Source organism: Klebsiella sp. HMSC16A12, from assembly GCF_001808265.1.
Lineage (GTDB): Bacteria > Pseudomonadota > Gammaproteobacteria > Enterobacterales > Enterobacteriaceae > Klebsiella > Klebsiella pneumoniae.
In genome coordinates, this window is record NZ_KV792587.1 from 1 (window position 1) to 656 (window position 656).

1 pseudogene is annotated in these 656 nt (G+C 55.6%); it reads right to left on the reverse strand.

The window, feature by feature from the left end:
* A pseudogene (locus HMPREF3140_RS27215) lies at positions 1–656 on the reverse strand (IS66-like element ISKox1 family transposase); the annotation flags it as partial.

Genomic DNA, 656 nt, shown 5'->3' on the forward strand with positions numbered 1-656 from the left:
TCCGGCAATACGCTCAGGATATGGCGAAGGTAGGCTTCCGGATCGATACCATTCAGCCTGCACGTCCCGATCAGTCCGTACAGCAGGGCTCCGCGCTCACCACCGTGGTCGCTGCCGAAGAAGATAAAATTCTTTTTCCCAAGACAGACGGCACGAAGGGCTCGTTCGGCAGCGTTGTTATCAGGCTCTGCCAGGCCATCTTCACAGTAGTAGCACAGCGCATCCCACTGGTTCAGGACATAAGCGAACGCTTCGCCCAGACGGGACTTTTTCGACAGCGTCTCATTTTTTTCTACCAGCCATTCATGCAGCGATGCCAGCAGTGGTTTGCTTTGCGATTGTCTGGCTGCCAGACGCTCTTCTGTCGTGAGGCCGCGTATTTCTTCTTCTATCGCGTACAGCTCACCGATACGTTTCAGGGCTTCTTCTGCTGTCGCTGTGTGAGTTCTTATATAGACATCATGGATTTTTCGGCGGGCATGGGCCCAACATGCGGCTTCTGTCAGCGGCCCTCCTTCACGTTCCGGACTGAACAACCGATCGTAGCCTGCGAAGGCATCCGCCTGCAGCACACCATGATAGTGGCGAAGGTGTTGCTGAGGATGTTTTCCCTGCCGGTCTGGCGAGAAGGCGAACCATGCCGCTGGCGGATCTGA